The following is a 20,483-nucleotide window of genomic DNA, read 5'->3' on the forward strand; positions in this document are numbered from 1 at the left end:
TCTCAGAGGCTAGCCTCGCCGCGTGAACACACTGCGGCGTGAGCGGAGCGAGGCGGCCGCGCGCACGCGGGGAGCGGATCTGAGGCGGGTCGCTAGGCGCTTCTGGCCCGAGACCGCCCTGTTGCTCGGGGTCGTCCTGTGGTGGCCGGCGGGGTTCTGGGGCCTGGGGTCGTGGTTGCGCCTTCCGCTGCGGCTCCTCGACGGCGATGTGCTCGTGCTCGGTGCAGCGGCCGCCGCGGCCACGGTCGCACTACTGGTGCGTGCGCCGTGGCCGCGTCTGGGGGTCGTGGTCGCTTTCAGCGGCCTGGGCTGGGTCCTCTCGGCGCCGAGCCGTGACAGTGTCCCCGGCGAGCGAGCGGACCTCGCCATCCTGGTGGCGGTGGCGGCCCTGGTGGGGATCGCGCTGGGGGCTCGCGGCCCCCGCAGCCTGCTCGGGACGGCCGGTGTGCTCGCGATCGTGGCGGGACTCTCGCCCGCGACCTGGCCTCACGGCCTGCCGCTGGCGGTGGCCCTCGCGCTCCCCTTCGCGGTGGCCACCTGGGCCCGCGTTGCCCCGACGCTCCTGTCCGTCGCTCGACTCCTCGTGACGTGGCTGGTGTTCGGGCTGCTGGCTGCATCATTGCGACACGGCTGGGCCGCCCTCGGCCCACACCGGCCGTCGGACTCCGGTCGCAGCCAGGCGGGCCGGGTGCTCCAGGCCTTCTGGCACTACCTCTCGACCCAGTGGTGGGCCTTCTCGCAGAGCACGCTCGCTCAGCAGGTCGGATGGTTCTGGGTCGCAGCCGTCCTCGCCGTGCTGATCGTGGTGGCCCGAGTGCTCACCAATGGTTCGCGACGTCGATCACCAGCCGGCTCGTCGTCGCGTCCTGGATCGTGAAGACGCGGAACGGCAGCCGCGCGCGCACGCCGAGACCCAGGGTCGTCTGCCCCTCGAAGGATCCGGCCCACGCCACCTGACGGAACGTCGGGTATCCGGTGACGTTCACGACCTCTGAGCGGTTGGCGGGGGTGAAGCTGGGTGCTCCGGTCGCGGTGTAGGCGGGAGCCAGGGCTACGACCCGAAGCCTGGCGCCACCACGCAGAGGCACCAGAGTGCCCTTGCCCTCGGTGTATACGGCGTTGACGTACTGCACGGAGAACCCCGGCGCGCGTCCGGTGACGTCGATGACGAGCCGGTCGAAGCAGGCATGCCGCCCGGCGCGCACGCCGGTCACGGGACCCCTGACCATGGGGGCGCTGCTCTTGGCGAGCGAGCCCCAGGTGATGCCGCAGTATGCCGTGCTGGCTGCGGCGGTGCCGGCGGTGGTCGAGCCGGCAGCCGAGGTGGCGACGGCGGTGAGGGGGAGTGCCCCCGCGGCGATGCTGACAGCGAGGGCCTGGATGACCCTGGTGGTTCGGAGCGTCATGGCGTGCTCTCCTTTCAGGACACCCCTCTGACGCGCGAGCACGTGATCGAGTTGACGTCGGGGCCAGGGATGTATCGGGGGGAGCGGGCCACTCCTCGCCCTAGGCTTCACCGTGTGTCCACCTCCCCCGCACAGGTCCTTGCCTCGCTGAACGGCATCGCGGCGCTGCCGGGCATCGCCGACAAGATCGCCGCGGCCCGAGAGGCCTGCGAGCAGGTGCGGTGGCACGAGGCGCTGCGCCGCCGGATCCCCGAGGCGAGTGCCGAGTCGCGGGTCCGCGGTGCACAGGCCAGCGCTGCGCTCGAGGGCGCCACGGTGCCGCTTGACCTGGTCCGCGACGTGATGCGCGGCGCGGCGCAGTGGCCGCTTCAGCCCGACCCCGTCGAGCGCGTGGCTCGAGGCGCGGTGCAGGCCACCGCCGAGAGCGAGCACGTGCGGTCGCTGGTGACGAGCGCGCCGCTGCAGGCACTGGCCCGGCTGCATGTGGCGGCGGCATCGGGGCTCGGACCCGACGAGCAGCTGGGCCGGCCGCGGGTCGAGGGCGAGGGGTCCGCTGAGTTCACCGACCTGGGCGTCGCTCCCGACGCGGGAGAGCTGCGAGCCCGGCTCGGCGGGCTGGTGGCCGTCATGACCGTCGGCGCCTCGGTGCCCGCCCTCGTCGTCACAGCGGTAGCCCATGCAGAGATCGCCACGGTGCGGCCCTTCGTCCGTGGGAACGGCGTCGTGGCTCGAGCGGTCGAGCGGGCTCTGGTCCAGGCGACGGGGCTCGACCCCACGGGAGTCGTGGTGACGGAGGCCGGCCACGCCGCACAAGGCGGACCCGCCTACCTCGGCGCGCTCGCGGCATACGGCACCGGCACCCCCGAGGGGGTCGCACTGTGGGTCGGGCACTGCGCGGAGGCGGTCGTTGCCGGCGCGCAGGCCGGTCAGCAGATCTGCGACGCGGTGCGGGCAGGTCGGCTCGGCTAACGCGTCCGGGCGGTGTCTCGCGCCTACGCCAAAAGTCAAGGGTTCCGTTTCCCGGCGCCGCGAGGTACACATGAAGCACGTCGACGTACGCGAGTCCGACGACCACCGCGATCACACCGGGAACCCACGCGCGGGCAGTCCACTGGTGGACCGATCGTGACGGGCTTGTCCCGTTGCGACAACAACACGATGCACGCTTGGTCGCCCGGGGCGGGTCGCGGTCGATGGCACCCCGCCTGCGGGGTGCCATCCTCGCGCCCGGCCCGAGCGAACTTGTTGCGCCATCCCTTCCGCAGAAGTCTGGCGCCGACGCGTTCTCGCAACGGCAGTTGCGCCGTAGACCGGGAGTCCCAAGCCCCCTTTTTGCACCCCAGCCGCCGTTCCACGGTGGGTCGCCCACGTCGTGGCGGGGTGACTGTTGACGCCCTGTGGCGCGCATCACGCAGATCTTCAGGAGGGAAGTTGCGCACGGGGCGTCGATAGTTCAGGATTGACCCGTTCGCTCCCCTTCGGGGTCGAGCGGACCGGCGCACCAGCTCCTCCCCCCCGGAGCTTGGCGCGTCGACGGCCCCGGTTGTCCCCCCGACCGGGGCCGTCCCCTTTTCTCCACCAGGTCGCTTGCGTCCGTCCACAGGTCCCGCCAGCCAGGGTGTCGCCTCCACAGAGCAATGGCCGACCACCCGGGGCCCGTGCCGTCCGGCGCCACCCTTGCGTCATGGATCATCAGGTGGTCGGCGTCCTCGGCGCCTCCGGCGGACTCGGCGTCTCCAGTCTGGCTGTCGCGGTGGGGCTGCGCGCATGTGCGCGCTTCGGCGCCACGGTCTGTCTCGACGGCGACGCTGTCGGCGGCGGGCTCGATGTCACGGCCTGCCTCGAGCACCTGCCGGGGCTGCGCTGGCCCGATCTGGAGGCCGCTCGGGGGCAGATCGACGGCGCTGCGCTGTTGCGGGCGCTTCCGGCCGAGGGGTCGCTGCGCGTCCTCGCGGCCCGGGCGGCCGCGCCGGGGCGGGACGTGATGGTGGCGACGCTCGCCGCGCTGGCCGAGCTGTGCCCGGTGACCGTCGTGGATCTCGGGCGATCCCTCCGTCTGGTCGACCAGTGCACGCACGTCGTCCTCCTGTCCGGCGTGGCCGCGCGACACCTCGCCGACGCCGCCGCGGTCGTGCCCGCGTTGCTCGAGCGGTCCCCAGACGTGCGCCTCGCCCTGCGCGCGGCGCGGCGTGACCCCGTGCAGCCCGAGGACGTCGCGTCCCTGCTCGACCTGCCCTTGGCGACGGTCCTCCACCAGGACCCACGCGCCGTCACTGACGCAGACCGCGCCCGTATGCCGGGCGCCCGCCCCTCCTCCGTCCTCGCCCGGGCGGCCGAGGACGTGGTGGCGGTCTTGGCCCTCAGCGGCCAGAACGGCCGAGCGGCGTCATGAGCTACCTCGCCGGGATCGAGGAACAGATTCGCGAGGGGCGCCAGCCTGACCCGGCTGTGGTGGCCCGTGTCGCAGCGGCCGATGTGGCGCGCCTCGGGCGGGACGGCGTCGCGGCCGCCCGTGAGGTCATCTCCTCCGACGTGCTGGGCCTTGGTCCCTTGGAGGCCTGTCTCTCCGACCCGGCGGTCACCGACATCCTCGTCAACGGTGACGGCTCCGTCTGGGTCGACCGTGGATCGGGACTCGTCCGGTCGGACGTCGTCCTGCCCGAGGCCGCCGCGACCCGGCGTCTGGCCGTGCGTCTGGCAGGCCTGGCCGGGCGTCGTCTGGACGAGAGCCAACCTTGGGTGGACGGCCTGCTGAGGGGCGGGGTCCGCCTGCATGCTGTGCTGCCCCCGCTGGTCGACGGGGGCGCCCACCTGAGCCTGCGGGTCCCACGAGTGCAGGCTGACGGTCTCGCAGTGCTGCGCGAGGGCGCGATGTTCGGTGCCCTGGGAGAGGAGCTGCTGCGCGGGCTGGTGCGCTCGCGACGCTCGTTCGTGGTCACCGGCGGCACGGGCTGCGGCAAGACGACACTGCTGGGCGCCATGCTCGCGGAGGTGCCAGCCTCCGAGCGCATCGTCCTGGTCGAGGATGTCAGAGAGCTCTCCGTGGCCCACCCTCACGTGGTCCGCCTGCAAGGGCGGGCTGCCAACGTCGAGGGGCAAGGCGCGGTCACGCTCGTCGACCTGGTCCGGCAGGCCCTGCGCATGCGTCCCGACCGGCTGGTCGTGGGCGAGGTGCGGGGTGCCGAGGTCCGCGAGATGCTGGCCGCGCTCAACACCGGTCACGAGGGCGGGTGCGGCACCGTGCATGCGAACGCACCTGCGGACGTGCCGGCCCGCTTCGAGGCGCTGGGCGCGCTGGCAGGGCTGGGCCGCGAGGCGCTGCAGTCACAGCTCTCCAGCGCGGTGCAGGCGGTGGTGCATGTGGCCCGACGTCCCCGGGGTCGTGTCGTCGACTCGATCTCCGTGCTGGGCTCGGGCCCGTCGGGACTGTCGTGCGTGCCTGCGATCGACCTGGTGGGCGAGGCGAGGGGTTCGGGGTGGGCCCAGCTCATGTCGTTGGTGGGTGAGGCATCGTGACGAGCGGAGGGGTGCTGGCGGTGGCCGTGGTCGCTGTCCTCCTCTGGCCGGGTCGGCGTCGGCGCGATCTCGGTGTGGGTGTCGCCACCCGAGCTCGACCTCGGGGGGATGTCGGTATCGCTGGCCGGCTGACCCGTCGCCGAGTCCCGCTCGGGGTGACGGCTCAGACCGAGCTCGGCGATGCCATCGCCTTGATGGCCGCGCCGGTGCACACCGGCGTCCCACCGGCCACCGCCCTGCGCGCGGCAGTCAAGGCGATGCCGGCCGGCGGCCCCTTGCAGCCGTTGTTCGACGACCTGGTCGCTGCGGCTGCCCGTGGTGAGAGCATCGCCGCCGTCTGGCTCCGCCACGCGGACGAACGAGAGAGCGCCGACCTCCGCTTCGTGGGCCAAGCCTGGGGTTTGAGCGAGATGACCGGCGCGCCCCTGGCGCGCGCATTGCAGACAGCAGAGCAGGTCCTGCGGGGGCGGCAACGCTCGCGACAACGGCTGGCGAGCGCTGTCGCGGGGCCTCGTGCGTCGATGGCGGTGCTTGCCCTGTTGCCCCTGTGTGGTCCCTTGGTGGGACTGGCCTTCGGTGTGAGCCCTCGGGCGCTCTACCTCTCATCCGGCGCGGCGATGGCCAGTGTGGTCACGGGTGTCCTGATGGGTGTCCTGGCCTGGTGGTGGAGCCGTCGCATCATCGCGGGGGCCATCCGGCCATCCAGGCGCGGAGGCGCCCGACCGGGGTGAGCGTCCCATGGGTGCTGATGCTGCTCGCGGTGCTCGCTGTGAGCCTCTGGCCCTCGGGTGCTTGGCCGGCGGCAAGGGAGGCGAGCCGTCCCACGGCGGGCGAGGCGGTCATCGACCGCTGCCGCTCGCTCGTCCGGCCAGTCCGGCACTTGAGCCTCTTCTCGAGGGCCGAGCAGCCGACAGCCGTCGAGGTGGCCGACACCCTCGAGCTGCTGTCGTTGGCGGTCCGCTCCGGTCTCGGTCTCACCGAGGCGCTGCACCATGTCCAGCGGTGCTCGGTCGGATCCGCCCGGCGTGACCTCGCGGCCGTGGTGGCTGCTCTTCGGTGGGGGCGTCCGGCGGGCGAGGCATGGACCTATGGCGGTCGCGCGTGGCGGGCGGCTGCCCTGGCTTGGGCCGTCGCCGAGGAGACCGGCGCGCCGGCTGCCGAGCTCCTGCACCAGGCTGCGGTCCGGCAGCGCGAAGCCGACGACCGGGCTGCAGAGCGTCGCACCGCACGGGCTGGAGTTCTCCTCGTACTGCCCCTGGGGCTCGGCTTCCTGCCATCTTTCGCCTGCGTCGCTGTGGTGCCCGTCCTGCTCGTCCTGGCCCGTGGGGTGCTGGGGGGCTAGCCCGGCGACCCACCGATGCCCATGGCGTCGTCCACATGCCGCCTACCTCCGCCCAAGGCTCCCCAGCTCGCTGACGGGTCGGTGGTGGCGACACCTCTCGCGCGCTGAACTGAGGTTCGGCCGAACCGGCCGAACCCATCTCATGAGGAGAGTCGCGTGAAATGCCTGCTGAGACAACGGATGACGGTCGTGCGGTCGGCCGCAGAGGCCGGCATGACGACGGCAGAGTACGCCGTCGGCACGATGGCGGCCTGCGCTTTCGCTGCCGTGCTGCTGGTGGTCGTGAAGTCCTCCGCGGTGAGGGCGGCGCTCGCGTCCGTCATCACTGCCGCCTTGGGCACCGCTGCCTAAGCACCGAGCGAGGCATGGCCTCGGCCGAGCTGGCCGTCGCACTGCCCTCCTTCATCGTGGTCCTCGTCGTGGCGCTGTCGGCCGTCGCGGTGGCAACAGACCAGGTGCGATGCCTCGACGCGGCGCGCGCCAGTGCCCGGCTGGTGGCCCGGGGCGACGGCATGGCGGTGGCTCTCTCGCAGGGGCGCCGGTTGGCTCCGGTCGGGGCGCGTCTCACCGTGACCGCGTCCGCCACCGAGGTCGAGGTGGAGGTCGTCGGCCTCCCTGCGCCGATGCTGTCCTGGTTGGGTGATCGGGTGGCGCCCCATGCCCATGCCGTCGCGGCCCGAGAAGATGTGGGGCCCGGTTCGTGACACGGCGCCCGGTCCGACCTCGACGGGGAGGTCGTGGAGGCCGCAGTGACGAGGGGTCGGCGACCATCCTCGTGGTTGCGGGCCTGGGCGTGCTGATGTTGCTCCTGCTGTCAGCGCTCGGCGTCGGCGCTGCGGTCACTGCGTCCCATCGGGCGCGTGGCGCCGCGGACCTCGGCGCACTCGCGGGCGCAGTCTCCATCCACGCGGGTCTGGGCACGGCGGCGGCGTGCGCCCGAGCGGGGGCGATGGTCGCACGCAACGCCGCCCAGCTGGTCAGCTGCGAGGTCGATGATGAGGGGGCGGTCCTCGTGACTGTGTCCGCACCGGTCACCGGGCCCGTGCAGTTCATCCAGTCCCTGGGCTGGCCCGGCGCTGGCACGCCCATGGCGAAGGCCCGGTCCAGGGCCGGGCCTTCGCCATGACGTCGACATGGCTGTGGTCGAGGGTGGACGGGGTTGGCGCTCGAGCTGCGCTCAGGCCTCGCCGGTGGGCTCCCGGCCCATGATCTTGTCGGCCACGGTCCGGAACCGGTCGTGGTGCGGTGCGTTCGCGTCCGTCGCTCCGTTCGCGTCCGTCGCTCCGTTCGCGTCCATCAAGTCGTTCGACTGATGCGAGCCCGTGTACTCGCCGGCACCTGTGTCGTGAGAGGGGGTGTCGTCGCGGTAGGCGCTCGCGGGGTCGGAGAAGCCGCCGCCCTCGGCAGTACCGGCACCCATCGCGCCCGCGGCGCCAGTCCCGCTGCCCGAGAGACCTCCGGCAGCAAGGGCATCACCGGAACGGTCTCGGTACTCGCTCTCGACCTTGAGCCGCTCGTCCGCCCGGATGCGCTGCTCGGCCTCGGTCATGCGAGTCTGCTCGTCCTCGTCCCGCATGCGGTCTCGTTCCGCGAGCCGAGACTGGAACTCGTCCTCACGGACCCGGTCTCGCTCCGCCAGGGCGCTGCGATGCGTCTCCTCGGCCCGAGCCCGCTCGTCCGCCCTGATGTTCTCCTCCAGCTCGGCCTGCCGCTGCGCCTCTCGAGCCTCCCGAGCCGGCCGACGCCGGCGCTTGACGCTCGCCCGGATGAGGGCCAGGCCGATCCAGAAGACCAGCAGGATCAGGGCCCCGGCCACCAGCAGGGCCAGAGGGGTCATACCGATCTTGAGACCGGCGGTGTGCAGGTTGACAGGGGCTGTCACCGCCTGGCTTCCCAGGACGAGCCACACCGCGGCTCCAGCAGCCACCAGCACGAGCAGGACTCCAAGCAGAACCACGAGAACCTCCCAGTTCACGGCGCCGGGTGCGCCTCTGCGCCTTCGACCCTAGTGCGCGGCCTGAGCTTTCGCCCGTTCCGTGGCCGTGCCGTCCGGCGCGTGTGGAGCGAGTGCCAGCACCGCCCGCAGCAGGCGCGCGGCTGCTGCCTTGTTCAAGGGTTCGTTGCCGTTCCCGCACTTGGGTGACTGCACGCAGGCAGGGCAGCCGTGCTCACAGCGACACGACGTGATGGTCTCCTCCGTCGCCCCGAGCCACGCCTCGAACGACTCGTAGGCCCGCTCGGCGAAACCGGCCCCCCCCGGATATCCGTCGTAGACAAGGATGGTCGGCAGTCCCGTGTCAGGGTGCAGGGCCGTCGACACGCCGCCGATGTCCCAGCGGTCGGAGGTCGCCATCAGGGGCAGCATCCCGATGGCGGCGTGCTCGGCCGCGTGGGCCGCGCCGGGGATGTCGGCCTCGTCGATGCCCGCGCGCGCCAGCAGCTCGACGGGCATGGTCCACCACACCGCCTTGGTGGTCAGCGTGCGGGTCGGTAGCTCCAGGGGATGGGTCCCGATGACCTCTCCGGAGGGGAGCCTGCGCAAGAACGAGGTCACCTGTGTATGCACCTGCACCGAGCCGAACGACACCTCGACCGGCCCCCACGACGTCGACCGCTGCGCACCGACGAGGTCGAACGCGCTCACCGACTGGGCGAACGTGCTCCAGCCAGGATCGCCGCGCACCACACTGGCCGTCGCGGTGGCGAGGTCGAGCTCGGTCACCACATAGGTCTGCCCTTGGTGGACATGGACCGCGCCGGTGTGGGCCTGCGACTGAGCCGACGCCTCGTCGATGGTGCCGAGCACGCGCCCCGTGCGTTGCTCGACGATCCCCACGACCTCGCCGGCGCCCCGGAGCGACACATGGTCGCTGGCCCGGTCGGTGCGGGCCCAGTACCACCCGTTGGTCCGGCGGCGCAGGATGCCGCGGGCCACGAGCACGTCGAGAAGCCCTCGAGCCGTCGGTCCGAAGAGCGGCAGGTCGCCTTCGCGCAGCGGCAGCTCGGCCGCGGCAGCCGCGAGGTGGGGAGCCAGGACATGCGGGTTCTCGGGGTCGAGGACCGTGGCCTCCACGGGCTGCCCGAAGACGATCTCGGGATGGCTGACGACGTAGGTGTCGAGCGGGTCGTCGGCAGCGACGAAGACGGCCAGCGACCTGGCCCCCGCCCGCCCGGCCCGGCCGGCCTGCTGCCACAGCGAGGCGCGCGTCCCCGGCCACCCGGCGAGCAGCACCGCGTCGAGACCGCTGATGTCGATCCCCAGCTCGAGAGCGTTGGTGGCCGCCAGTCCCACCAGTGACCCTTCGCGCAGCGATCGCTCCAACGTCCGGCGTTCCTCGGGCAGATATCCGCCTCGGTATGCCGCAACCGCATCGGCCAGCTCTGGGCGCACCTCGGTGAGCGTGCGGCGGGCGGAGGTCGCCAGGGCCTCCACGCCGGCGCGGGACCGCGCGAAGGCCACGGTCTGGACGCGGTCACCGACCAGCTGAGCCAGGAGATCGGCCGCCTCCGACGTGGCGGAACGACGTCCCTCGCCATCGGACAGCGGCCCTGGCTCCCACAAGGCGAAGGTCATCGCCTCGCGGGGTGACCCGTCACGGGTGACGGGCTCGACCGGCATACCGACCAGGCGGGTGGCGTGTGCGCCCGGGTCGCGCACCGTCGCGGAGGCGAGGACGAAGGTCGGGTGCGCGCCATAGCGGGCGCACACGCGCCGCAGCCGCCGCAGCAGGGCCGCGAGGTGCGACCCGAACACCCCTCGGTAGACGTGGCATTCGTCGACGACGACGTAGCGCAGCGCGCGCAGGAACGGCGCCCAGCGTTCGTGCCGAGGCAGCAGCGAGTGGTGCACCAGGTCGGGGTTGGTGAGGACGAGCTGGGCGTGGTCCCTGATCCAGCGCCGCTCCTCCGACGGGGTGTCGCCGTCGTAGGTCGCGGCCCGCACCCCCGGCACGGCCAACGTCTCGATCCGAGCCAGCTGGTCGGCCGCCAACGCCTTGGTGGGGGACAGGTACAGCGCAGTGGCGCCACGACCGGTCGGTGCGTTCGCACCCTCGACCACCGCGGACAGGACCGGCAGCAGGTATCCCAGGCTCTTGCCCGATGCGGTCCCCGTCGCCATGACGACATGCGAGCCCGCGTGCGCCAGGTCCGCTGCCTCCCGTTGGTGCGACCACAGGGAGGTCAGACCCGATCCGGCGCACGCGGCATACACGCTGGGGTCGACCCACGTCGGCCAGTCGACGAGCGAAGCCGCCCGGGCCGGAACCTCGTGCACATGGCGCAACCGCGCACCGCGCTCACCTGCGGCGAGGCGTCCGAGCGCGTCGACGGGGTCGAACTCCGGGCGTTCCGGGGGGAGTGGCGTTGTTGCTGTGGACATTGCCGCTACCGTAATCCCGGGGGCAGACCGAACCAGTGCTGCCCGATGAGCAGGAGGGAAGGGCCGGACCTTGGATCTCTCGGTCTCCAGCACCGAGCAGGGAGCTGTCACCGTCGTTCATGTGGCCGGTGAGATCGACGTCTACACCGCTCCTCTGCTGCGCGAGGTGCTCGACAAGCAGGTCGCCGCAGGGCGCACCAACCTCGTCGTGGACCTCGAGAAGGTCACGTTCATGGACTCGACCGGCCTCGGGGTCCTGGTCGGCCGGCTGAAGCTGGTGCGTGGCCAGAACGGCTCCCTGCGCATCGTGACCGCCCAGGAGCGCATCCTCAAGGTCTTCAAGATCACCGGTCTGGACAAGGTCTTTCACATCTACCCCTCGATCGACGAAGCCGTCGCGGACGCGGATCCCGCAAATCCTGTGTGACCCTCCTCACCAGGGGGTAAAAACAGTGTGACGTGCATTACCCTCGGCGCAGCGTCCCCCTTGGCAGTTCGTCACCCCGGCGTGTGCGTGGGCGGTCCGGAATTGTGTCTCGATCAAGGAGGATCGAATGTCCCGCCTTGCCCCTCTCGCGGTGCCTCAGCTGCCGCTGACCGGCACCAACCTCACCCTTGTCGTCGTGGTGGCAGTCATCGCTCTCATCGCGCTCGCGATGGGTGTGGTGTTCCGGCAGCAGGTGCTCTCGGCTGACCCTGGCACCGCGAAGATGCAGGAGATCGGCGCGGCGGTGGAGGAAGGCGCTCAGGCCTACCTTGCGCGCCAGTTCAAGACCCTCAGCGTCTTCGTGGTGCTGGTCTTCGGGCTGCTTCTCCTGCTCCCCGCTGACACGATGAGCGTCCGCTGGGGACGATCGGCCTTCTTCATCGTCGGCGCCCTGTTCTCCGCGACCATCGGCTACCTGGGCATGAGCCTGGCCGTCAAGGCCAACGTCCGGGTGGCCTCTGCCGCTCGCTCGGGCAGCCGTGACTTCGGCATGCGGGTCGCCTTCCGTACCGGTGGCACCGTGGGCATGGCGACGGTGGGCCTGGGTCTCCTCGGCGCCTCCGTGGTCGTGCTCCTCTATAAGGGCGACGCCCCCAAGGTCCTCGAGGGCTTCGGTTTCGGCGCGGCGCTGTTGGCGATGTTCATGCGCGTCGGTGGCGGCATCTTCACGAAGGCTGCCGACGTGGGCGCGGACCTGGTCGGCAAGGTCGAGGCGGGCATCCCCGAGGACGACCCGCGCAACGCGGCGACGATCGCCGACAACGTGGGCGACAACGTGGGCGACTGCGCAGGCATGGCCGCCGACCTCTTCGAGTCGTATGCCGTGACGCTGGTGGCCGCGCTCATCCTGGGTTCGGTGGCGTTCGGCGAGAAGGGCCTGGTCTTCCCTCTCATCGTGCCGGCCATCGGCGCCGTCACCGCCCTCATCGGCGTGTTCGTCACCCGGGTCAAGCCAGGCGAGAACGCCCTTTCGGCCATCAACCGCGGCTTCTACATCGCTGCCGCGATCTCGGCCGTGCTGTGCGCGGTGGCCTCCTACACCTACCTGCCCAGCAGCTTCGCGGCGTTCGGCACGCAGGCGACCCAGGGGTTGGCGGGCGACCCGCGGCGCACGGCGATCCTGGCCGTGCTCATCGGTATCGGGCTTGCGGGCATCATCCTGTGGCTCACCGGCTACTTCACGGGCACCGACAAGCGGCCGACCCGCGACGTGGCCCGCACCTCCCTGACGGGCGCCGCGACCGTGGTCCTGTCCGGTATCGGCGTCGGCCTGGAGTCCGCCGTCTACACCGCCGTCATCATCGGGGCCGCCGTCTACCTCGCGTTCCTGCTGGGTGGCGGCTCGGTCGCGCTGTCCCTGTTCCTCATCGCGCTCGCCGGGTGTGGCCTGCTGACCACGGTCGGCGTCATCGTCGCGATGGACACCTTCGGGCCCGTGTCCGACAACGCCCAGGGCATCGCGGAGATGTCCGGCGACGTGGACGGAGAGGGCGCGCAGATCCTGACCGACCTCGACGCGGTCGGCAACACGACCAAGGCCATCACCAAGGGCATCGCCATCGCTACTGCTGTGCTGGCGGCCACGGCGCTGTTCGGCTCCTACACCGACGCCTGGCAGTCCGCCCTCAACGGCATCAACCCCAGCTCGCTGTCCCCGGAGGACCTGAAGTCCGCGCAGTCCTTCGTGGCCAACGCCCAGGGTGTGATCACGACCCCGTCGACGCTGGTCGGCCTGCTCCTGGGGGCCGCAGCGGTGTTCCTGTTCTCCGGGCTGGCGATCAACGCCGTGACGCGGGCGGCAGGCGCCATCGTGTTCGAGGTGCGGCGCCAGTTCCGTGACATCCCCGGCATCATGGAGGGCACGACCAAGCCCGAGTACGGCAAGGTCGTCGACATCTGCACCAAGGACTCGCTGCGCGAGCTGGCCACTCCCGGTCTGCTCGCCGCGCTGGCTCCGGTGGCCGTCGGCTTCGGTCTCGGCATCGGCGCCCTGGCCGGCTTCCTGGCCGGCGCGATCGGCACGGGCTGCCTCATGGCGGTGTTCCTGGCCAACTCCGGTGGGTCCTGGGACAACGCCAAGAAGATCGTCGAGGATGGCACGTATGGCGGCAAGGGCAGCGACGCCCACGCCGCGACCGTCATCGGCGACACCGTGGGCGACCCGTTCAAGGACACCGCAGGCCCGGCCATCAACCCGCTGATCAAGGTCATGAACCTCGTGTCGGTACTCGTCGCCCCCGCGATCATCACCCTCAGCATCGGCGCGACCTACCCGTGGCTCCGCTACGTCATCGCCGGCGTCGCGACCCTGATCATCGTTGCGGCCGTGGCCGTGTCCAAGTCGCGTGACCTGGCCATCGGAGGGGGCGACGACGACGGCAGGGCCGACGCGGCGACCCCCGACGCCACGACCCCCGACACGGATGCGGTCACCGCCCCCGGCCAGGCCGTCGACGAGGCCACCGGCGGGGCAGCCGACGTCGTCGAACAGCCCGTCACCCGATAGTCGCCGAGCGTAGGTGCTGCCCAGCGGTCGTCGCCGGGCAGCACCTACGCTGTCCTTATGGACAGCCCACTGTTCGAGCAGCGCAACCTCGAGGTCCAGACGGGCCAGCGGTTCGTGCTCCAGAACCCGCAGATGCTGCGGGTGCATCTCGGAGCCGACGTGCTCGCGGTCAAGGGCGCCATGGTGGCCTACCAGGGCCAGGTCCGCTTCGAGCACGAGCGGGCCGGCGGCGTCGGCAAGCTCCTCAAGAAGGTCGTGACGGGCGAGGACGTCTCGCTGATGAGGGTCTCCGGTGACGGAGAGGTGTTCTTCGCGTCGGAGGCGGGCTTCGTGTTCCTCATGGACCTCAGCGGTGACGGCCTGTCGCTCAACGCGCATAACCTCCTGGCCTTCGACTCCTCCCTCAGCTGGGACATCACCCGCGTGCACGGTGCGGGGGTGCTCAGCGCCGGGCTGTTCACCACGACGCTGCAGGGCTCGGGCACGGTCGCGATCCACACGATGGGCCAGCCGGTGGTCCTCGACTGCAGTGAGCAGCCCACCTATGTCGACGTGCAGGCCTGCGTGGGGTGGTCGGCCTCACTCGTGCCCCAGATGGTCTCGAGCATGAACGTCCGCTCCTTGGTCCGGGGCGGCTCGGGCGAGGCCTTCCAGTACGTCTTCTCGGGACCAGGGTTCGTCATCGTGCAGCCCAACGAGTGGGTGACCCCACCGTCCCAGGGTCGCTCCGGTGGTGGCGGGTTCAACCTCGGCGGGTTCCTCGACGGATGAGCACTTCCACACCGCTGGTCGACATCGAGCTCGTCGGGCGGCTGCGCGCCGACCTGGAGCATGCGGCATACACGGTCGAGGCCGTGGACCGGCTGCTGGGTCCGCTGGCCTCTGCCGCGCTCGCACGCGAGCAGGCCCTGCCCGCCCAGCGCGTCACCGCCGCTGCGGGGACCCCGTTGGCCACCCTGGTGCGCCTCTTCGCCCTGGGCGACGCCGTCGACGCCGAGGATGCAGAGCTGGCGCTGCCCACGCTGGGACTGGACGGTGCCACTCGCCTGGGGCTCGTCCGGCAGCAGGGGCCGGGCGTCATGGCGACGTGCGACCTGCGCCCGTATGCCGACGAGCGGCACGCCTGGTGGGTGGCCTCCGACCTCGCGGAGCTCGCCACGCGGGCGCCGCTGCGTGAGGACCACGTCCTCGGGCTGGGCGGCGCGTCGACCACGCTGGCGTCCTGGACGCCGCGCCCGCAGGTCGACCGCGCTCTGGACCTGGGGACCGGGTGTGGGGTGCAGGCGCTGCACCTGGGTGACCACGTCCGGCAGGTCACCGTCACCGACATCTCGGCCCGGGCGCTGGCCTATGCGCGGTTCAATGCCGCGCTCAACGGCTGTGACTGGCAGGTGGTGGAGGGGTCCATGCTGGATCCCGTCGCGGGGCAGCGGTTCGGACTCATCGTGAGCAACCCTCCGTTCGTCATCACCCCCCGCTCACCTGACGTCCCGCTGTTCGAGTACCGCGACGGCGGCCAGGTCGGCGATGCTCTGGTCGGCGACCTCGTGCGGTCCATCCGCGACCATCTCGAGCCGGGCGGCATCGCCCAGTTTCTCGGCAACTGGGAGATCGTGGGCGACTCCGACTGGCGGGAACGCGTGCGCGGCTGGCTGGCCGGCACGGGGCTCGACGCCTGGGTGGTGCAGCGCGAGCTGCAGGACCCTGCCCAGTACGCCGAGACGTGGGCTCGCGACGGCGGTCACCACAGTGCCACCGCCGAGTTCTCCACCCTGTATGCCGCGTGGCTCGACGACTTCGCCTCGCGCGGGGTGAACGCCATCGGGTTCGGTGTGATCACCCTGCAGCGCCCGGCCACGCAGCGGGCGACGTTCCTCGAGCTCACCGAGGCGACCGGGCCCGTGGCCTCACCCATGGGCCCGCACATCCTCGCGGGCCTGCGCGCGCGGACCTGGCTGGCCGACCACGACGACGACGCGGTGCTGGGGACGGCCTGGTCCTGCGCCCCTGACGTGACCGAGGAGCGCCACGGCCGCCCCGGCCAGGAGGACCCCTCGGTCATCCTGCTGCGCCAAGGCGGCGGCCTGCGGCGCACCGTTCGGCTCGATACGGCAGGTGCCGCCCTGCTGAGCGTCTGTGACGGGACCCTTGCCGCGGGGCCGGCCATCGAGGCCATCGCCGAGCTGCTGGGCGAGGAGCCGGCAGGGCTGCGGGCGCGCCTGGTCCCGCTGGTGCGCGAGCTGGTGGGGGACGGGCTGCTCGTCTGAGTGCCGGTGGCCACAGGGGTGCGGGAGGGGTCGGACAGTGAGTGGAGCAGCGACGGAGGCGGCGCTCACGGCCGTTGTCGCAGGTCATCAAACTTGTTGTGAGTGAGTGCTCACTCACTTACCCTGAGACGGTGACTCCCCGAGCCCCAGCCATGCCGGCCGACCAGCGCCGCGCGGCCATCATCGCCGCGACGGTGCCGTTGCTGCGCGAGAAGGGGCGGGCGGTCAGCACCCGCGAGATCGCCCGGGCCGCCGGCGTCGCCGAGGGCACCATCTTCCGCGTGTTCCCCGGGAAGGACGAGCTGATCGCGGCCTGCGTCCGCGAGGCCTTCGACACCGCGGGGCTGCACCGCGAGCTGGCCGGCATCGACCTCGACCAGCCCCTGCGAGAGCGCCTTGCGGCGGGCGTGGGAATCATGCAGTCCTACCTACGCGGCATCTTCACCCTGATGACGGTGCTCCAGGCCACCGGCCAGCGGCTGGAGCGGCCACGCGGGAGCGAGCACCATCACGACCGGCGCCAGTCCACCGCGGTCATCGACGCGGACTTCGTCGCCCTCATCGGCGCCGATGCCGACCGGCTCCGGATGAGTCCCGAGAAGGTCGTGGGCTACCTGCGCATGGTCACGCTCTCGAGCGTCCATCCCATGCTGGAGTCCACGAACAGCACCGCTGAGGAGATCGTCGACGTCATCCTCGACGGCACTCTCGAGCGGGTGCCCGAGCTCGCCCACACCGCAGCCGCCATGGCCACCTATGCCACCGACCTTCACGCCAGAGACAACAGGGGGAACTGATGCTCCTACGGATCGTCCGCGACTATCTCAGGCCGTACCGCGGCTTGGTCGTCCTACTGGTTGCCCTGCAGCTGGTCGGCACCATCGCCTCGCTGTACCTGCCGAGCCTCAACGGCAGGATCATCGACCAGGGGGTCGCCAAGGGCGACACGGCATACATCCTGCGCGCCGGGGGCTGGATGCTGACGGTGTCGTTCGTCCAGATCCTGGCCAGCATCGCGGCCACCTACCTCGGTGCGCGATCGGCGGCGGGGTTGGGGCGGGACCTGCGGGCAGGCATCTTCTCGCGTGTGGGCGACTTCTCCGCCCAGGAGGTCTCGCGGTTCGGGGCGCCGACGCTGATCTCGCGGAACACCAACGACGTCACCCAGGTCCAGCAGGTCGTCTTCATGGGGGCAGCCATGATGGTGTCCGCGCCGATCATGATGGTCGGCGGCATCATCATGGCGCTGCGCGAGGACGTCGGCCTGTCGTGGCTCGTCGCTGTCGCGGTGCCCCTGCTGGCCCTGTCCGTGTCCCTGGTGATCCGCAAGATGATCCCCAACTTCCGGCTGATGCAGGAGTCGGTGGACTGGGTCAACCGCGTGCTGCGCGAGCAGATCACGGGCATCCGCGTCGTGCGCGCCTTCGTCCGCGAGGACCACGAGCGCGCGCGGTTCGCCGAGGCCAACACCCAGTACACCGGGACCGCGCTCGCCGTGGGACGGCTCATGGCGCTCGTCTTCCCGATCGTCATGCTGATCTTCAACTCCTCGACCGTGGCGGTGCTGTGGTTCGGCGCGAGGCGGGTCGACTCCGGTCAGATGCAGATCGGCGAGCTGACCGCGTTCATGAGCTACCTCATGCAGATCCTGATGTCGGTGATGATGGCGACCTTCATGTCGATGATGATCCCGCGGGCCACCGTGTCCGCCGGACGCATCGCCGAGGTCCTCGACACGGACACCACGGTGGTCGAGCCGGCAACGCCGACGCCCATCCCGCGCACCGGCACGACCGTCGAGCTGCGGGATGTCGAGTTCTGCTACCCCGGTGCGGATATGCCTGTCCTGCAAGGAGTCTCGCTCACCGCCGAGCCGGGCCGCACGACGGCCATCATCGGCAGCACGGGGGCCGGCAAGTCGACGTTGCTCTCTCTGATCCCCAGGCTCTACGACGTCACCGGCGGGTCATTGATGCTCGGCGGCGTGGACGTGCGCGACGCGGCGCTGAGCGACGTCTGGTCCCGCATCGGGCTGGTCCCGCAGAAGCCCTATCTGTTCACCGGCACCGTGGCCTCCAACCTTCGGTACGGCGACGCCCACGCGACCGACGACGAGCTCTGGGACGCACTGCGCATCGCCCAGGCCGAGGACTTCGTGCGGGCCATGCCGGCAGGGCTGGAGGCGCCGATCGCACAGGGTGGCACGAACGTGTCCGGCGGCCAGCGTCAGCGCCTCGCGATCGCCCGGGCTCTGGTCGCCAAGCCAGAGGTCTTCCTGTTCGACGACAGCTTCTCCGCACTCGACCTGTCGACCGACGCCAGGCTCCGGTCGGCGCTCAAGCCGGTCACCCGGCATACCGCTGTCATCGTCGTGGCCCAACGGGTCTCGACCATCATCGACGCGGACCACATCGTGGTCCTGGACGACGGCAAGGTCGTCGGGTCGGGGCGCCACGACGAGCTGCTCGAGACCTGTCCCACGTATACGGAGATCGTCGAGAGCCAGCGGTTCGCAGAGGAGGCCGCGGCATGAGCGAGGGAGTGAAGACCGCCGAAGAGAAGGCCGCAGAGGCGCGGCGTGGACCGGGTGCCCGCGCCGGCCAGCGTCACGGGCCGATGATGGGCGCGGGCATGCCCGCGGAGAAGTCGCAGAACTTCGGGCCGTCGGCCAAGCGCCTGATCGGCCTGATGCGCCCTGAGCGCGTCTCGCTGTATGCCGTGCTGGCCTTCGCCGTGACGAGCGTGGCCCTCAACGCGGTGGGACCCAAGATCCTCGGACGCGCCACGGACCTGATCTTCGCGGGAGTCGTCGGGCGGCATCTGCCGGCCACCGCCACCCGCGCAGAGGTGGTGGCCGGCCTGCGAGCCCAGGGCCAGGGCACCTTCGCGGACATGGTGGCGCGGATGCCCGACCTGGTGCCCGGGTCCGGCATCGACTTCGGCGCCGTCGGGGGAGTGCTCCTCCTGGCGCTGAGCCTCTATGCCATCGCCAGCCTGCTCTCGTGGGCCATGGCCTGGATCCTCACGGGCGCCGTGAACCGCACCATCTTCGCGCTGCGCCGGGACGTCGAGGACAAGCTCAACCGGCTCCCGCTCCCGTACTTCGACGCTCAACCCCGCGGCGAGCTGCTGAGCCGGGTCACGAACGACATCGACAACGTCGCACAGAGCCTCCAGCAGACGCTCAGCCAGCTGTTGACGTCACTGCTGACCGTCGTCGCCATGGTGGCGATGATGATCTACATCTCCCCGTTGCTGGCCGTGATCGCGCTGGTCACCATCCCGGTCTCCATGGGCGTGACCACGGCGATCGGCAAGCGGTCCCAGCGGATGTTCGTCCAGCAGTGGAAGAGCACGGGCGAGCTCAACTCCATCGTGGAGGAGACCTTCACGGGACACCAGCTCGTCAAGGTCTTCGGACGCCAGGACGAGGTGCGTGGCGCCTTCCGGTCCAAGAACGACGACCTCTATGCCGCGGGCTTCGGCGCCCAGTTCATCAGCGGCATCATCATGCCGTCGATGATGTTCATCGGGAACCTCAACTACGTCGCGATCGCCGTCGTCGGTGGCCTGCGGGTGGCAAGCGGCTCGATGAGCCTGGGCGACGTGCAGGCGTTCATCCAGTACTCGCGGCAGTTCACCCAGCCGTTGACCCAGGTGGCCTCGATGGCGAACCTGCTGCAGTCCGGAGTCGCTTCTGCCGAAAGGGTTTTCGAGGTCCTGGATGCCCCCGAGCAGCGTCCTGACGTGGCGCACCCGGCGACCCTGGAGAGTGCGCGCGGCCGGGTCGAGCTCGAGGACGTGTCGTTCTCCTACGACCCCGCCGAGCCGCTGATCCAGCACCTCGACCTCAGCGTGGAGCCAGGCCAGACCGTGGCCATCGTCGGGCCGACCGGGGCCGGCAAGACCACGCTGGTCAACCTCATCATGCGGTTCTACGAGCTCGACGCCGGCCGCATCACGCTGGACGGCGTCGACATCACCCAGCTGCGCCGGGACACCCTGCGAGGACAGATCGGCATGGTGCTCCAGGACACCTGGCTGTTCGGTGGCACGATCCGCGACAACATCGCCTACGGCCGGCCGGGGGCGGCCGACGAGGAGGTGCATGCGGCGGCCCGTGCCACCTACGTCGACCGGTTCGTGCACTCGCTTCCCGACGGCTACGACACGGTGCTCGACGCCGAGGGCGGCAACATCAGTGCCGGGGAGAAGCAGCTGATCACCATCGCCCGCGCCTTCCTCTCCGACCCGGCGCTGCTGATCCTCGACGAGGCGACGAGCTCGGTCGACACCCGCACCGAGCTGCTGGTGCAGCAGGCGATGTCTGCGCTGCGCAAGGACCGCACCAGCTTCGTCATCGCCCACCGCCTCTCCACGATCCGCGACGCCGACGTCATCCTCGTGATGCGGGACGGTCAGATCGTGGAGCAGGGGTCGCACGACGACCTGCTGGCGCGGGGCGGCGCCTATGCCGAGCTGTATGCCGCGCAGTTCAGCGGTGCGGCCGTGGACGTCGACACCGGTGAGGCCCCGGCCGCCGACCTGGCTGGGGCGCGCGTCTGAGGTCTAGGAGTG

The 20,483-nt window shown here is 71.0% G+C and carries 19 protein-coding genes; 16 read left to right on the forward strand and 3 right to left on the reverse strand.

Going from position 1 to position 20,483, the window contains the following annotated elements; translation table 11 throughout:
* Positions 1 to 22 precede the first annotated feature (22 nt).
* Positions 23 to 877, forward strand: coding sequence for a hypothetical protein (locus VGN50_RS02525; protein WP_327443061.1), 855 nt, complete (start codon positions 23 to 25; stop codon positions 875 to 877).
* Here VGN50_RS02525 and VGN50_RS02530 read toward each other — a convergent pair.
* Entirely contained in the window at positions 819 to 1,406 is a 588-nt protein-coding gene (locus VGN50_RS02530; protein ID WP_327443062.1) for an AMIN-like domain-containing (lipo)protein, read from the reverse strand. The two genes, VGN50_RS02525 and VGN50_RS02530, sit on opposite strands and share 59 nt — an antisense overlap.
* A gap of 114 nt (positions 1,407 to 1,520) precedes the next feature.
* On the opposite strand from VGN50_RS02530, the gene VGN50_RS02535 reads away from it, so the two are divergent.
* From VGN50_RS02535 to VGN50_RS02570, 8 genes are all read left to right on the forward strand, one after another.
* Positions 1,521 to 2,375 (forward strand): hypothetical protein, encoded by an 855-nt coding sequence (locus tag VGN50_RS02535; protein ID WP_327443063.1) that lies wholly within the window; start codon positions 1,521 to 1,523, stop codon positions 2,373 to 2,375.
* Positions 2,376 to 3,090: 715 nt separating this feature from the next.
* Entirely contained in the window at positions 3,091 to 3,798 is a 708-nt protein-coding gene (locus VGN50_RS02540; protein WP_327443064.1) for a hypothetical protein, read from the forward strand.
* Complete coding sequence (locus VGN50_RS02545) at positions 3,795 to 4,922, forward strand: TadA family conjugal transfer-associated ATPase (RefSeq protein ID WP_327443065.1); 1,128 nt, start codon at positions 3,795 to 3,797, stop codon at positions 4,920 to 4,922. The genes VGN50_RS02540 and VGN50_RS02545 overlap by 4 nt, the downstream gene beginning before the upstream one ends.
* Positions 4,919 to 5,653, forward strand: a complete 735-nt coding sequence (locus tag VGN50_RS02550; protein ID WP_327443066.1) for a type II secretion system F family protein — start codon at positions 4,919 to 4,921, stop codon at positions 5,651 to 5,653. The genes VGN50_RS02545 and VGN50_RS02550 overlap by 4 nt, the downstream gene beginning before the upstream one ends.
* On the forward strand, positions 5,650 to 6,264 hold the full coding sequence (locus VGN50_RS02555; RefSeq protein WP_327443067.1) for a type II secretion system F family protein: 615 nt from the start codon (positions 5,650 to 5,652) through the stop codon (positions 6,262 to 6,264). The genes VGN50_RS02550 and VGN50_RS02555 overlap by 4 nt, the downstream gene beginning before the upstream one ends.
* A gap of 156 nt (positions 6,265 to 6,420) precedes the next feature.
* The gene (locus VGN50_RS02560; RefSeq protein ID WP_414694528.1) at positions 6,421 to 6,615 is read left to right on the forward strand and encodes a DUF4244 domain-containing protein; all 195 of its coding nucleotides are present in this window, start codon (positions 6,421 to 6,423) and stop codon (positions 6,613 to 6,615) included.
* A gap of 14 nt (positions 6,616 to 6,629) precedes the next feature.
* Positions 6,630 to 6,968 carry a TadE family type IV pilus minor pilin gene (locus VGN50_RS02565; protein WP_327443068.1) on the forward strand — a complete coding sequence of 113 codons (339 nt, stop codon included), beginning with the start codon at positions 6,630 to 6,632 and terminating at the stop codon, positions 6,966 to 6,968.
* Positions 6,965 to 7,390 carry an Rv3654c family TadE-like protein gene (locus VGN50_RS02570; protein WP_327443069.1) on the forward strand — a complete coding sequence of 142 codons (426 nt, stop codon included), beginning with the start codon at positions 6,965 to 6,967 and terminating at the stop codon, positions 7,388 to 7,390. Before VGN50_RS02565 ends, VGN50_RS02570 begins: the two co-directional genes overlap by 4 nt.
* Before the next feature lie 51 nt (positions 7,391 to 7,441).
* On the opposite strand, the gene VGN50_RS02575 is transcribed toward VGN50_RS02570, so the two are convergent.
* A complete protein-coding gene (locus tag VGN50_RS02575; protein WP_327443070.1) occupies positions 7,442 to 8,239 on the reverse strand; it encodes a hypothetical protein in 798 nt (265 codons plus the stop codon).
* Between the two features lie 30 nt (positions 8,240 to 8,269).
* A complete protein-coding gene (locus VGN50_RS02580) occupies positions 8,270 to 10,645 on the reverse strand; it encodes a DEAD/DEAH box helicase (RefSeq protein ID WP_327443071.1) in 2,376 nt (791 codons plus the stop codon).
* 70 nt (positions 10,646 to 10,715) lie between these two features.
* Between VGN50_RS02580 and VGN50_RS02585 the strand changes: the two genes are divergently transcribed.
* The 7 genes from VGN50_RS02585 to VGN50_RS02615 all read left to right on the forward strand — a co-directional run bounded on the left by VGN50_RS02585 (position 10,716) and on the right by VGN50_RS02615 (position 20,471).
* On the forward strand, positions 10,716 to 11,072 hold the full coding sequence (locus tag VGN50_RS02585; RefSeq protein WP_327443072.1) for an anti-sigma factor antagonist: 357 nt from the start codon (positions 10,716 to 10,718) through the stop codon (positions 11,070 to 11,072).
* A gap of 127 nt (positions 11,073 to 11,199) precedes the next feature.
* Complete coding sequence (locus VGN50_RS02590) at positions 11,200 to 13,638, forward strand: sodium-translocating pyrophosphatase (protein WP_327443073.1); 2,439 nt, start codon at positions 11,200 to 11,202, stop codon at positions 13,636 to 13,638.
* Positions 13,639 to 13,695: 57 nt separating this feature from the next.
* Complete coding sequence (locus VGN50_RS02595; protein ID WP_327443074.1) at positions 13,696 to 14,409, forward strand: AIM24 family protein; 714 nt, start codon at positions 13,696 to 13,698, stop codon at positions 14,407 to 14,409.
* Positions 14,406 to 15,905: a DUF7059 domain-containing protein gene (locus VGN50_RS02600; protein WP_327443075.1), complete on the forward strand. Its 1,500-nt coding sequence runs from the start codon at positions 14,406 to 14,408 to the stop codon at positions 15,903 to 15,905. Before VGN50_RS02595 ends, VGN50_RS02600 begins: the two co-directional genes overlap by 4 nt.
* Before the next feature lie 131 nt (positions 15,906 to 16,036).
* A complete protein-coding gene (locus VGN50_RS02605; RefSeq protein ID WP_327443076.1) occupies positions 16,037 to 16,702 on the forward strand; it encodes a helix-turn-helix domain-containing protein in 666 nt (221 codons plus the stop codon).
* On the forward strand, positions 16,702 to 18,438 hold the full coding sequence (locus VGN50_RS02610) for an ABC transporter ATP-binding protein (RefSeq protein ID WP_327443077.1): 1,737 nt from the start codon (positions 16,702 to 16,704) through the stop codon (positions 18,436 to 18,438). Before VGN50_RS02605 ends, VGN50_RS02610 begins: the two co-directional genes overlap by 1 nt.
* Positions 18,435 to 20,471, forward strand: coding sequence for an ABC transporter ATP-binding protein (locus VGN50_RS02615; RefSeq protein WP_327443078.1), 2,037 nt, complete (start codon positions 18,435 to 18,437; stop codon positions 20,469 to 20,471). Before VGN50_RS02610 ends, VGN50_RS02615 begins: the two co-directional genes overlap by 4 nt.
* Positions 20,472 to 20,483: the final 12 nt, after the last annotated feature.

It is taken from the genome of Pedococcus sp., assembly GCF_036000045.1.
GTDB lineage: Bacteria > Actinomycetota > Actinomycetes > Actinomycetales > Dermatophilaceae > Pedococcus.

Bases quoted from the DNA above. Each gene is read 5' to 3' on its own strand.
- VGN50_RS02530 (WP_327443062.1), bottom strand. From the start codon at position 1,406: ATGACGCTCCGAACCACCAGGGTCATCCAGGCCCTCGCTGTCAGCATC.
- VGN50_RS02540 (WP_327443064.1), top strand. From the start codon at position 3,091: ATGGATCATCAGGTGGTCGGCGTCCTCGGCGCCTCCGGCGGACTCGGC.
- VGN50_RS02545 (WP_327443065.1), top strand. From the start codon at position 3,795: ATGAGCTACCTCGCCGGGATCGAGGAACAGATTCGCGAGGGGCGCCAG.
- VGN50_RS02565 (WP_327443068.1), top strand. From the start codon at position 6,630: ATGGCCTCGGCCGAGCTGGCCGTCGCACTGCCCTCCTTCATCGTGGTC.
- VGN50_RS02580 (WP_327443071.1), bottom strand. From the start codon at position 10,645: ATGTCCACAGCAACAACGCCACTCCCCCCGGAACGCCCGGAGTTCGAC.
- VGN50_RS02590 (WP_327443073.1), top strand. From the start codon at position 11,200: ATGTCCCGCCTTGCCCCTCTCGCGGTGCCTCAGCTGCCGCTGACCGGC.
- VGN50_RS02595 (WP_327443074.1), top strand. From the start codon at position 13,696: ATGGACAGCCCACTGTTCGAGCAGCGCAACCTCGAGGTCCAGACGGGC.
- VGN50_RS02600 (WP_327443075.1), top strand. From the start codon at position 14,406: ATGAGCACTTCCACACCGCTGGTCGACATCGAGCTCGTCGGGCGGCTG.
- VGN50_RS02610 (WP_327443077.1), top strand. From the start codon at position 16,702: ATGCTCCTACGGATCGTCCGCGACTATCTCAGGCCGTACCGCGGCTTG.
- VGN50_RS02615 (WP_327443078.1), top strand. From the start codon at position 18,435: ATGAGCGAGGGAGTGAAGACCGCCGAAGAGAAGGCCGCAGAGGCGCGG.